Below are 12,049 nucleotides of genomic sequence, written 5' to 3' on the forward strand. Positions count from 1 at the left end.
GACGCTTTTGTTCAGCCAGGCTCAAATTTTATTTACCGGCTGTTAGCGTAACATAGCTGTTGATCAGATTCCGGTAATCCGGAATATGGTTAGAAAACAACTGGCCTAAGCCATCAATGTCGTTGCGCCAGTCGCGGTGCAGCTCACAGGCCACGCCAAACCAGGTAATAAGCTGGGCACCGGCGGCAGACATCCGATCCCAGGCCGAATCCCGCGTCAGCTCGTTAAAAGTACCCGAGGCGTCGGTTACCACAAACACATCAAAGCCTTCCGCCAGCGCCGACAGCGTTGGAAAGGCCACACAGACTTCTGTCACCACACCGGCGATGATCAGCTGCTTTTTACCGGTGGCTTTTACGGCGTTGACAAAGTCGTCGTTATCCCAGGCATTAATTTGCCCTGGCCGGGCAATAAAAGGCGCCTCCGGGAAAGTCTGTTTTAACTCAGGCACCAGCGGCCCATTGGGGCCCTGCTCAAAGCTGGTGGTTAAAATGGTAGGCAAATTAAAATACTTGGCCAGATCAGCCAGTGCCAGTACATTGTTTTTAAAGCGGTCAGGGTCAATATCCCGCACCAGCGACAATAAACCGGTTTGATGATCAACCAGCAGCACAGCGGCATTATTTTTATCCAGTCTTACATAAGGCTTAGTCATCTGTATTACTCCTGTGTTAGGCAAAAAGGTTAGCTGTTGCTAGCCGTACTACAAGCTTAAAACCAATGCTAAATCACGGGTAGACTGCTAAATTATGACGCATCGTTCTAAAAACAGAACAGTGGAGTACCAAAATGCAGGACCTGAACGACTTATATTACTATGTGCAAACAGTAGAGCATGGCGGTTTTGCGGCTGCCGGCCGCGCTTTAGGCATCGCGAAATCCAAACTGAGCCGACGGGTTGCCATGCTGGAGCAGCGCCTGGGCGTGCGTTTACTGCAGCGCTCAACCCGGCATTTTACCGTTACCGACGTTGGCCAGCGCTACTACGAGCATTGCCGCGCTATGCTGGTAGAAGCCGACGCCGCCCAGCAACTGATTGATGAGCTAAGTGCCGAGCCGGCCGGCGTAGTGCGGCTGACCTGCCCGGTGGGGCTGCTGCATTTTCATGTCAGCGCCATGCTTAGCGAATTTATGCTGCGCTACCCCAAGATACAGATCCATCTTGAAGCGACCAACCGCCGGGTGGATGTCATTGCAGAAGGGCTGGATTTAGCCCTGAGGGTAAGGCCACTGCCATTGGCAGACAGCGAGCTGGTGCTGCGTATGTTGTCCGACCGCGGCCAGTGCCTGGTGGCGGCCCCAGCATTGCTGGCACAGTTTGGCACGCCACAGTTGCCGGCAGAGCTTAGCCAGTTACCGGCCATGAGCCGGGCGCGGCCGGAAGAGCAGCATAGCTGGCAGCTGTGTCACCCTGGCGGCGAGCATGCCAGTGTTAGTTTTACGCCGCGCTACATCACCACCGATATGCTGGCGCTAAAAACCGCCGCGCTGGCGGGTGTCGGCATAGTGCAGTTACCGCAGCTGATGCTGACCGACGAGCTGGCACAGGGTAAGCTTATCCGGCTGCTGCCGGAGTGGGAGCCCAAACGTGAAGTGATCCATCTGGTGTATGCGTCAAGGCGCGGCCAGCTGCCGTCAGTGCGGGCCCTGATAGATTTTTTTGCCGAAAAATACCAGATGATAAATGAAGATTAACATCGCTCTTGGCGTCACTTTAACTGCTGTTTCAGTAAGTCTACCACCGGCTGAAAGGCGGCTTTATTTTTATCATTCAGCGTAATTAATGCCTGGTGGGCGCGCAGGATCATCTGGCCGTGCTGCTGCTCGCTGTAGTCATGAGTACTGACGGCAGATAACTCAATCGCCGCTGTGGTCGCTTGCTGCACAATATCAAACGCCTGCTCCAGACACAGGCTGTACAACAGCTCATTGACATCACTGTTGGTAGAAAACAATGTTGGCCGCGGTAACTGCTGTTGCTGACAAAAACGCGCCAGACTGGCCAGTAAACCAATATAGGTGCTGTCCATAAAACTAACGTCGTTTAAATCGACCACCAGTTGCTGGCAGTTCAGCTCGCTGGCAAATAAGCGCTCGACCAAATCATCCATACCGCTGGCATTGGTGTAGCGCAACTCACCACTTAGCTTGAAGTAGCAGCAGTTATCGATACAGGCAAACAGCAGTTGTTGTTGCTGTGTCATATCACCTCCCCCGCTTTGCTAGCCCGGCTGGCGTGATAGCAGCCTTTACGCCAAATTGCAGGTTAACTGAAGTATAGTTAAATCATCCGGTAGCGGCTGCTCCGGCGTTATCGCCAGCGCCTGTAATAAGCTGCTGATATGACGATGCTGCTGGCTGATGGTCGCTAAATACTGCAGTTTTTCGTCATTATCTGCCGGTGGCAGCATATCCAGCATACCGTCAGACACTAACACCAAGCGGCTGTCGGCCTGCAGTTGCAGGCTGTGGTTAGTGTAACTGGCAAAATCAAACATGCCGACCGGTGTACTTTTTAGTGACAGATAACGGGCATTCGCGCCCTGATGCAACAGCGGCCACGGAAAGGCGCCGGCATTGGCATAGGTTAGCTCGCCTTTTTCGGTATCCAGCACAGCATAAAACAGCGCAATATATTTGCCGATTTTTTCCTGCAGTAATTCGCGGTTTAACGCTGCCAGTAATAGCGCCGGCTCAGTAATAAGTGCAGAGCTGCCGCGGCGGTAGCGCTCCAGATTAGCGCTGATAAAACGCTTTAAGTACACGGTAACAAAGGCCGATGCCACGCCGTGGCCCGACACATCGGCAATATAAAACACCACTTTGTGCGCGTCGGCAGCAAAGTAATCGACAAAGTCGCCACTCATAAATTCGGACGGGTACAACGCATGGCTAAACTGATAAGCAGCAAAACTCGCCTCTGGTGGTGGCAACATTTTAAATTGCACCTGCTTACCGGCGCGCTCGCCGGCTTCCAGCTCGGCCAGCGTTTGCTGCAACTGCCGGTTACTGGCTTCAAGCTCAGCCGTTCTGGCCGCTACCTGCTGCTCTAAGCTGGCATTTAATTGTGCCAGCTGCTCTATCGCGACAAAGGCACGCAGTGCCGACACCACTGTGGTACTAAGACGCTGCACGGTAAGCTCGGTTTTGGCGCGATAATCGTTAATATCGTAATCCTGCACCACGCGCTGCTCCGGCGCCTGGCCTGGCTGACCGGTACGCAGAATAATGCGCACCACATCGTTATGCAGCTGCTCGCGGATATAACGCACTAAGGTTAAACCGGCGTCATCGGTTTCCATTACCACGTCCAGCAAAATTAACGCGATATCAGCATGCTGTGCCAATATCTCGCGCGCTTCAGCGGCACTGTAAGCACTGATAAACTCAAGTTTGTGCTGTAAAAAATTAAAATCACGCAGCGCCAACCGGGTGATCTGGTGTATTTCTTTGTCGTCATCAACAATTAATACCTTCCAGCTGGCCAGCGCTTGCTCTGGTTCATCACTGTCTGCAGCAAACAGCAGAACCTCGTCATCAGCATTGTTTTTCTGCGTAGTATCAGCGTGCTGCGACATCGGGCTTCCCTCCTACTGCCTGGCAACTGCTTTAACTATAGCTGCCGGGCACAGGGTGCGCGATGTTAACAGCGGCAACTATTCAGGGCGCTGCTACCAACTCAATGCAATCCAGCGGACAGACGGCGATGCAGGTTGGTTTATCGTAGTAGCCAATGCATTCGGTACAAAGCGCGGGGTCGACTTGATAGTGTTTTGCGCCCATGCTGATGGCCTCGTTTGGGCACTCAGGCACGCACATATCGCAATTAATACAGCTGACGTCAATTACGGCCGGCATGTTTAACCTGCCGCATTAACGGCTAAATCACTGCCGGCGGTGGCCGCCACAGGCAGCTGTTTTAGCAGCATAGCAAAGCGCAAATCGCTGCTAAGCGGCAACAATACTTTAAGCTGATAACAGGCACCCGGTGCCAGCACTATGGCATTATCCTGCTTATCGCGCAGCGCCGTTAAGGTAAAGCGGTGATTACCGGCCGGCGTCATTAATACCAGACTATCACCGATGGCAAACTGGTTTTTTACCTCCAATAAAGCAAAGCCTTCGCTATCCTGCTCGCCAATAAACTCACCGACTAACAGCTGCTCGCCAATACTGTGGCTGGTGTCATAGTTTTGCGTGTCCTGTGGCTTATGCCGGCGTAAAAAGCCTTCAGTAAAGCCGCGGTTAGCCATGCCGTTAAGCTCGCTAAGTAAGGCCGGGTTAAAGGCTTTGCCAGCCACGGCATCGTCTATGGCCTGGCGGTACACCTGGGCAGTGCGCGCCACATAATAGGGTGATTTGGTACGGCCCTCAATTTTTAACGAATGCACGCCCATCGCCGTTAACGCCGGTACATGCTCAATGGCACGCAAGTCTTTTGAATTTAAAATGTAAGTGCCGTGCAAGTCTTCATCTATCGCCATCAGCTCGCCGGGGCGGCCCTGCTCTTCCAGCAAGGCCGGTGTGCTTATCGGCGTAAACTGGCCGGCGTCGTCCTCACGCGCCGCATGCACCTGATACGGCCAGCGGCAGCTGTTGGTGCAGGCGCCCTGGTTCGGGTCGCGTCGGTTAATATAGCCCGATAACAAACAGCGGCCTGAGTACGCCATGCACAGTGCGCCATGCACAAACACTTCTATTTCCATGTCCGGTACTTCACGGCGAATTTCGCCAATTTCATCCACCGACAGCTCGCGCGATAAAATCACCCGCTCTACCCCCTGCGCCTGCCAGAATTTCACCGCCGCCCAGTTTACCGTATTGGCCTGCACCGATAAGTGCAGCGGCATTTGCGGGAAGTGTTGTTTGAGTAAATACACCACGCCAGGGTCGGACACGATCAACGCATCAGGTTTAAGCGCAACCACCGGCGCCATATCAGCGATAAAACTGTTTAGCTTGCTGTTATGCGGCGCAATATTGACCACCACATACAGCTTTTTGCCCAGTGCATGGGCTTCGTTAATGCCTATTTCCAGCGTGGCTAAATCAAACTCGTTGTTGCGCACCCTAAGGCTGTAACGCGGCTGGCCGGCATACACCGCATCGGCACCATAGGCAAAGGCCAGACGCAGCGCCTTTAAGCTGCCGGCGGGTGAGAGTAATTCAGGTGTAAACATAACAAGGCCTCAGCTACTGCAATAGCGCAATAAAAATGGCGGCTAGTCTAACGCCGGCGCTAAAACCGGCTTTGATCTGCCGCAAACCCGGGGTATTTAGCAGCTAGTCTGCGCCAACTGAGCGGCTTTAAAACCTTTGGCAAAATTATCCAGCCGCGCCGTGCGGCTACCAGCTGGCAACATCACCTCAATCAGGCTAAAGCGTTTGTTACTGTCCAGCGCTAACTGCAGTGCCTGGGCAAAGTCTGTTAACGTATTTACCTGCATACCATGGCCGCCCATGCTGCGTGCCAAATCAGCATAGTGCCAATTAGCCAAATTAGTGCAGCTAAGACTGGGGGCAAAAGCCTCTATCATGTCCCAGCGCTGGTTATTAAACACCACTATCACCGGCGCAAAGCCATAGCGGGTACAGTGGCCAAGCTCAAGCCCGGTCATTAAAAAGGCGCCATCCCCTACCAGCACCACTGGCCGTAAGCCGGTAACTGCTTGTACACCAAAAGCGGCCGGCACGGCATAACCCATAGAGGCATAAAACGCCGGTGCCAGCATCAAGCTGGGGTTAGCGTGCAAGGAGGCGAACAGGCAATCACCAATATCGGAAATAAGCGGCACAGTGTCATTGCGCACGGTTAACACGCGGTCTAAACATTGCACCAGGCTGCTGGCACTCAGCTGCTGCTCTGCCGCTACGGTTGCAGCAGTTGGCATGCTCTGCAGCGCAAAGGGCGAAATTGCTTGCGTGATTAACGCTGCCAGTAACGGTTTTAACGCCAGTTGATGGTAGGTAGCGGGCCCCAGCCTGAGCTGATTTTGCTCGATGCACACCACCTTATGCGCCGGGAACAACTCACTGTGGGCGGCAAAATTGCTGTCGGTTTTTATCACGCCAATTTGTAAAATCAGGTCGGCATCGCGCAGCAGCTGGGCCGGACGAAGGTCGGTTTTATCGAGAAAAATACCGCCATACAGCCGGTGTTGCTGGTTAAAGCTGGCACGGCCCATTAAGGTGCTGACAAAAGGGATATTAAGCTTGTCGGCTAAGGCTTCAAGCTCGGCTACAGCGTCAAAGCGACGTACATCGACGCCGGCTAAAATGACCGGCCGCTGCGCTTGCTTCAGCCGCGCGGCGACATCGGCTACTGCCAACGCCAGTTCATCCTGCGCTATCGCCTCGGGCTGATAAGGCCCTGCCAGTTCAGTGTGAAAGGCTACCGCATCGCGCGGTATTTCCAGCAATACCGGCCGGCTTTGCTGTTTCGCTGTGCTAAGTGCGGCGCGAATATCCTCACCACAGCGCGCCGGGTTATCTAAGCGAAACTGCGCTGCGGTGATTTCGCGGTAAATATCGCGCTGTGAGTCGACGGTATTCGCCTGATGATGAATTTGCAAGCCGCGGTCAATCTCACTTTGGCTCGGAAAACCGGCAATCACCAGCAGCGGCACATGCTCAACATAGGCCTGGGCTACCGCATTAACAGCGTTTAATGCGCCGGCACCGTAGGTTAATATCACTACCGCCGGGTTATTGCTGATGCGCGCGGCCGCATCGGCGGCAAACACCGCCGAGGGTTCATGGCTTAGATAATACAGCGGCAGGCGGTTACGCTGCTGTAGCTGTTCAAACAACGGCAGCACAAAATCACCGGGAATACCAAATAGCTGTTTAACGCCAAATACGTCCAGTTCGTGCAATAGGGCATCGACTAATAACATACACCGCTCCAGTTAAACTTAACGCCGGGCAGTGTGCTGATTATTGCAGCAGGGAGTGTTGATGCAGATCAAGGCTACGCCGGCTTCCACCGGCGCAAAGGTGGTAGGGGCGCCTGCTCTATAAAATCAGGCGCTCTGATTTCCACACTGTTATACCTAGGTTCAGGCTCTGGGGCGCAATGATGCGCCCCTACAAATCCCGTGCAGACACCGAATACTGTGATTAAATCCGAACCAGTGTAGGGGCGCATATTTGCGCCCCGTTGTATACTGCTGCAGGTTCGGGGGCGTAAATATACGCCCCTACAGCTATTAACGCAGCAAATTAGAGAACGGTAATATCGGCACTGTTTCACCGGCTGGCAGGCTGGCGCTGTCACGCGCCAACACGATATAACAGTTGGCGTTGGCAATGGAGCTGAGCATACCCGAGCTCTGGCTACCTAAGGTTTTCACTTTTAAACCATGCTCACCCTGCCAGTACCAGCCGCGCTGAAAATCCATCCGGCCGGGCTGTTTCTTTAGCGGCACCTCGCATTCGGCGCACAATAGCTTAACGTCAGCCGTAACGGTTTCACCACTGAGTTTACGCAATACCGGCTGCACCAGTTGCTCCAGCGTGACCACCGCCGCTACCGGGTTACCGGGCAGGCCAAAAAACCAGCAGTTATTCAGTTTGCCAAAGGCAAACGGCTTGCCGGGCTTAATTGCCACCTGCCAAAAGTTAATCTGGCCCAACTTGTGCAGAATTTGCCGGGTGTAATCGGCATCGCCTACCGACACGCCGGCACTGGTAACCAGCACATCGGCCTGCGTCATTGCCTGTGTAAAGGCCTGCTCTATCGCTTTGGGGTCATCAGGTAGCAAACCCAAATCAATCACTTCTACGCCAAGACGCTGCAGCATAGCGGCAATCACATAACGGTTGCTGTCGTAAATATGGCCATCTCCCAGGCTTTGGCCTGGCGGCACCAGTTCATCGCCGCTGGAGAATATCGCTACCTTTAGCTGACGCCATACCTTAACGTTGGCAATACCCAAAGATGCCAACAAACCAATGTCGGCCGGGCGCAGTTTATGGCCGCCGGCAAACACTTCAGCACCTTTGGCGATGTCCTCACCGGCGCGGCGTACGTGCTCACCCGGCGACGGCACTAACTGACATACTATTTGTTGCTGTAAATCGGTTTGCGTAAGCTCAACCTGCTCTTGCATCACCACGGTATCCAGCCCTGATGGTAAAACTGCGCCGGTAGTAATGCGCACGCAACTGCCCGCGGGCACCTTATCGGTAAAGGCATGGCCTGCCAGTGCGACACCGGCCACGGTCAGCGGGTGGTTTGGGCTAACCTCAGCCGCCCTTAGCGCATAGCCATCCATAGCAGCGTTGTCATAGCCTGGCACATTAATGCTGGATACCACAGGCTGCGCCAGCACACGATCCAGCGCAGCAGTTAAGGGTACGCTAACAGTCTGCGTCAGCGGCGCGACTTCGCTAAGCATCTGTAATATCGCCTGTTCGGCGCTTAACATGGATTTCGGCACGCGGTTGTCTTGCATCAGGCGGCGCTCCTTTAAACCTTGTTACCTTGCTGATTGACCATCCACACCGCCGCCTCTACCCTTGAGCGCAGGCCAAGCTTTTTCAGCAGGTGTTTCACATGCACTTTTACCGTACCGTCAGAGATATTCAGCTCGCGGGCAATCAGTTTATTGCTTAAGCCCTTGGCGATAAAACTTAAAATTTCATATTCCCGGTTGGTCAGGCTGTTAAGCTCGGCTGGCGTTTTTACCGCCGGACGGCGCAGCGCCGTCGCCAGCACCTGAGTTACCGCTTCACTTAACACCATTTTGCCGGTTAATACGCGTTTAATATGCTCCAGCAACAGCTCGGGATCGCTGTCTTTTAGCAGGTAGCCATCAGCACCGTTGCTAATGGCATTCACCACATCTTCATCAGCGTCAGATACCGTCAGCATCACAATGCGCGAGGTAACCCCTTCATCGCGCAGCCGTTTTAAGGTAGCTATGCCATCCATACCCTGCATATTCAAATCCAGAATAATCAGATCCGGGTCCAGTTCAACAGCCAGCGGTATCGCATCCATACCACTACTGGCCTCGGCGATGACTTCCAGCTCATCTTCCAGTGCCAGTAACTGCTTTAAGCCTTTGCGTAATAACGGGTGATCATCCACCAGCATAATGCTGGATTTTTGCTCTGACATGCCTTGCTCCAAATCTGACGTCTTGCTGTATAGCTATTAGCTTATAACAAGGCAGCGCTAACTTTGATATAAATCAGTTAAATGGCAGAACAGCCTATTTGGCACGACACCCCACCAAGGCTTACCATAACTCAATACACAAGCATAAATATCTGATTTAATTCAACATTAAAACTCTACCACTCAACACTTACCACTTTATAGGTACCCCTAACTATCCCCGAGCTGCTAGCGGCTAACTCCGAAGATACATTGTGACAACGCGCTGTGCCCTGCATAGTTTGGCTAGCTTAAATTGCTGTTCCTAACAGGAGTGAACTATGTCAGATCTTAAACAATGGCAACCGGAAGACGACAACTTCTGGCAAAGCACAGGCAAAGCCATTGCCAATCGCAACTTGTGGATCTCAATTCCCAGCTTGCTGTGCGGCTTTGGTGTCTGGATGCTATGGAGTATTGTTACGGTACAAATGCTTAATGTCGGCTACCCGTTTAGCACCGCTGAGCTCTTTACCCTTACCGCTATTGCCGGCTTAACCGGCGCTACGCTGCGTATACCATCGAGCTTTTTCGTCCGCTTATGTGGCGGCCGTTATACGCTGTTTCTCACCACCAGCTTATTAATGATACCGGCGGTGGGCACCGGCCTGGCGCTGCAGAGCATCGACACCCCGCTGTGGGTATTCCAGCTGATGGCGCTGTTATCCGGTATTGGCGGCGGTAACTTTGCCTCGTCGATGTCGAATATCAGTTTTTTCTTCCCGAAAAAGCAACAGGGCTTAGCGCTGGGGTTAAATGCCGGCCTGGGCAATTTTGGTGTCACTACAGTACAAATCCTGGTACCCATTTTTATGTCTTACGGGGTGTTCACCCTGCTTGGCGGCGGTGAACCTATGGTACTGGCCAAAGCCAGCGGCACGGTAACCGGCACTATACCAGCCGGCACTGACACCTGGATCCAAAATGCCGGCTTTGCCTGGCTAATTACCTTAGTACCGCTGGCATTTTTGCTCTGGTTTGGCACCAATAATATTCACACTGAAGAAGTCACGCCTAAGCTACCCTCAGCCGTTAAAGCTTTTAGCATTATTCTGGCGATGTTGGGTATTGGCTTTATTACCTCTATCGCTGGCTTGTGGCTGATTTTGCCCGAGTCAGCCAATGGCTCAGGTTTTGGTATTCCTAAAGAAATAGTGCTGCTGGCTATTTTATTTGCCACGGTATTTTTATTAAAACTGCTGCCCGGCGCCATTCGCACCAGCCTGGACCGGCAATACAAAATATTTAATAACAAACACACCTGGGTAATGAGCGTATTGTACGTAATGACGTTCGGCTCTTTTATCGGTTTTGCCGCGGCCTTTCCGTTATCCATTAAAGTGATCTTTGGTTACAGCCATATTATGGTCGATGGCGTAATGACCCACAGCACACCTAACCCGAATGGTCCCAGCGCCCTAACTTACGCCTGGATAGCGCCTTTCGTTGGTGCCCTAATTCGCCCGGTCGGCGGCTGGATTGCTGATAAACTCGGCGGTGCTTTCGTTACCCAACTGTGCTCAGTGGTGATGGTATTATGTGCCTTAGGCGCTGCCTACTATATGCAACTGGCGTATCAAAGTGCGACACCAGAGCAGTACTTTGTGCCGTTCTTTCTGATCTTTTTAGGCTTATTTGCTGCCAGTGGCATTGGTAACGGCTCTACCTTCCGCACCATTGCCGTGGTATTCCCGAAAGAACAAGCCGGCCCGGTACTGGGCTGGACGTCAGCGGTAGCAGCATATGGCGCCTTCTACATTCCACAGGTGCTGGGTGAGCAAATAAAAGCTGCCACACCGGAATATGCAATGGTTGGCTTTGCCATCTTCTATGGTTTGTGTTTGCTGATAAATTGGTTCTTTTACCTGCGTAAAAACGGCGAGTTTTATAACCCGTAATTACTTACGGCGTATCAGTATGTAAACCCAAACCACCGTAGGGGCGCATTATTGCGCCCCAATATCATTGCGCCCCCTGCCAACCGTACATTGGAATTTTATCGGCAATCCGGCTACAGGTTCTGGGGCGTAAATATACGCCCCTACAAATCGGACGCAGACACCAAATTCAATTTTCACACCCAAACCACCGTAGGGGCGCATTATTGCGCCCCATATCGACCCTGCATTGGCATTTTCCCGGCAATCTGGTTGCAAATTCGGGGCGCAATAATGCGCCCCTACTACACGTAGTATTCGTCTTCTGGCCATTTTTTCGGATTGTCACGAATGTACTGCGTAATTGCCAAAAATGACGCTTCGCTACGGATAATGTGTTCATAGTAATTGCGTTGCCAGACAGCATATTGCTGACTTTGTGTTTGATTTCTAATTGCGCTGGTTACCGACGCTTTGTAGCTACGGATTATTTGTCCTAGCGTAGTTTTACCCATCGGGTCAGGTTGTTGTGCAGTGAGTTCGATAATGCCGTGCATATGATTAGGCATAATGACAAATTCATGAAGTTTACTAAAAGAGTATTGCCCGGCGATGTTTAACCAACAGTCTCTTGCAATTTCGCCACAGAAATTAAGTTGAACTTGCTGCTGACATACCTCACCAAACACGGCTTGTTTTTGATAACAACAAATCGTCAGAAAATAATGCCCTGGTTGGCTGTAATCATAGCCACGCAATCTGATTGACTGTCGATGGTGAACATCCTTGTTGAACATTTTTCTAATCCAGAAACGTGCACCTTCTGGGGCGCCCGTTGTTTTAACGACCGGCGCCCCTACAATATCGATGCAAACACCACATCCAATTGTTACACCCAACCATCGTAGGGGCGCCCAATTTTATACAAGAAGGCGCCCCGAAAACCCGACGCAAACACCCAATTCAATATGTAAACCCATACCACCGTAGGGGCGCATTATTGCGCCCC

Annotated in this window: 10 protein-coding genes and 1 pseudogene; 2 read left to right on the plus strand and 9 right to left on the minus strand. The window is 52.3% G+C overall.

The features are described 5' to 3' along the window. Positions 1-28: 28 nt before the first annotated feature. Complete coding sequence (gene ycaC, locus EYB30_RS16225; protein ID WP_166840132.1) at positions 29-655, minus strand: isochorismate family cysteine hydrolase YcaC; 627 nt, start codon at positions 653-655, stop codon at positions 29-31. A gap of 134 nt (positions 656-789) precedes the next feature. Between ycaC and EYB30_RS16230 the strand changes: the two genes are divergently transcribed. Continuing rightward, positions 790-1,695 (plus strand): LysR family transcriptional regulator, encoded by a 906-nt coding sequence (locus EYB30_RS16230; protein WP_166840134.1) that lies wholly within the window; start codon positions 790-792, stop codon positions 1,693-1,695. Positions 1,696-1,709: 14 nt separating this feature from the next. Here EYB30_RS16230 and EYB30_RS16235 read toward each other — a convergent pair whose 3' ends face one another. From EYB30_RS16235 to narL, 7 genes and pseudogenes are all read right to left on the minus strand, one after another. Next, positions 1,710-2,204 (minus strand): STAS domain-containing protein, encoded by a 495-nt coding sequence (locus EYB30_RS16235; RefSeq protein ID WP_166840136.1) that lies wholly within the window; start codon positions 2,202-2,204, stop codon positions 1,710-1,712. A 45-nt stretch (positions 2,205-2,249) separates the two neighbouring features. Then, complete coding sequence (locus tag EYB30_RS16240) at positions 2,250-3,578, minus strand: PP2C family protein-serine/threonine phosphatase (protein WP_166840138.1); 1,329 nt, start codon at positions 3,576-3,578, stop codon at positions 2,250-2,252. 97 nt (positions 3,579-3,675) lie between these two features. Then, positions 3,676-3,858: pseudogene (locus tag EYB30_RS16245) on the minus strand (YfhL family 4Fe-4S dicluster ferredoxin); the annotation flags it as partial. A gap of 2 nt (positions 3,859-3,860) precedes the next feature. Then, a complete protein-coding gene (gene trhP, locus EYB30_RS16250) occupies positions 3,861-5,180 on the minus strand; it encodes a prephenate-dependent tRNA uridine(34) hydroxylase TrhP (RefSeq protein WP_166840142.1) in 1,320 nt (439 codons plus the stop codon). A 96-nt stretch (positions 5,181-5,276) separates the two neighbouring features. Beyond that, complete coding sequence (locus EYB30_RS16255) at positions 5,277-6,896, minus strand: thiamine pyrophosphate-binding protein (RefSeq protein WP_166840144.1); 1,620 nt, start codon at positions 6,894-6,896, stop codon at positions 5,277-5,279. A 312-nt stretch (positions 6,897-7,208) separates the two neighbouring features. Next, positions 7,209-8,456: a molybdopterin molybdotransferase MoeA gene (gene moeA, locus EYB30_RS16260; protein ID WP_174978759.1), complete on the minus strand. Its 1,248-nt coding sequence runs from the start codon at positions 8,454-8,456 to the stop codon at positions 7,209-7,211. Between the two features lie 14 nt (positions 8,457-8,470). Continuing rightward, positions 8,471-9,124: a two-component system response regulator NarL gene (narL, locus tag EYB30_RS16265; protein WP_166840146.1), complete on the minus strand. Its 654-nt coding sequence runs from the start codon at positions 9,122-9,124 to the stop codon at positions 8,471-8,473. Positions 9,125-9,444: 320 nt separating this feature from the next. Here narL and EYB30_RS16270 point away from each other — a divergent pair, with 320 nt between their 5' ends. Next, entirely contained in the window at positions 9,445-11,061 is a 1,617-nt protein-coding gene (locus EYB30_RS16270) for an MFS transporter (RefSeq protein WP_166840148.1), read from the plus strand. 284 nt (positions 11,062-11,345) lie between these two features. Here the strand turns inward: EYB30_RS16270 and EYB30_RS16275 are convergent, their stop codons facing one another. Continuing rightward, a complete protein-coding gene (locus EYB30_RS16275) occupies positions 11,346-11,837 on the minus strand; it encodes a transposase (protein ID WP_166840150.1) in 492 nt (163 codons plus the stop codon). Between the last annotated feature and the right edge of the window lie 212 nt (positions 11,838-12,049).

The organism is Rheinheimera pleomorphica, from assembly GCF_011634895.1.
GTDB lineage: Bacteria > Pseudomonadota > Gammaproteobacteria > Enterobacterales > Alteromonadaceae > Alishewanella > Alishewanella pleomorphica.